Annotated in this window: 1 tRNA gene and 1 rRNA gene; both read right to left on the bottom strand. The window is 46.0% G+C overall.

Going from position 1 to position 552, the window contains the following annotated elements:
* Positions 1-198: 198 nt before the first annotated feature.
* Positions 199-274, bottom strand: a tRNA-Glu gene (locus E0D98_RS25615).
* 171 nt (positions 275-445) lie between these two features.
* Positions 446-552: ribosomal RNA gene (locus E0D98_RS25610) — 16S ribosomal RNA — on the bottom strand; the annotation flags it as partial.

The raw sequence follows: 552 nt of genomic DNA, 5'->3' as shown, positions 1-552 counted from the left end.
TAACCTCACAACCCGAAGATGTTTCTTGCGATTCATCATCGTGTTGCGAAAATTTGAGAGACTCACGAACAACTTTCGTTGTTCAGTGTTTCAATTTTCAGCTTGATCCAGATTTTTAAAGAGCAAATATCTCAAACATCACCCGAAGATGAGTTTTGAGATATTAAGGCAGGTGACTTTCACTCACAAACCAGCAAGTGGCGTCCCCTAGGGGATTCGAACCCCTGTTACCGCCGTGAAAGGGCGGTGTCCTGGGCCTCTAGACGAAGGGGACACGAAAATTGCTTATCACGCGTTGCGTGATATTTTCGTGTAGGGTGAGCTTTCATTAATAGAAAGCGAACGGCCTTATTCTCTTCAGCCTCACTCCCAACGCGTAAACGCCTTGCTATTTACTTTTCATCAGACAATCTGTGTGAGCACTTCAAAGAACGCTTCTTTAAGGTAAGGAGGTGATCCAACCGCAGGTTCCCCTACGGTTACCTTGTTACGACTTCACCCCAGTCATGAATCACAAAGTGGTAAGCGCCCTCCCGAAGGTTAAGCTACCTA

This window comes from Escherichia sp. KCJ4928, from assembly GCF_004352695.1.
Classification (GTDB): Bacteria; Pseudomonadota; Gammaproteobacteria; order Enterobacterales; family Enterobacteriaceae; genus ECMA0423.
Note: the sequence above shows the minus strand (reverse complement) of the source record. Positions and strands in the feature narration are given on the sequence as shown.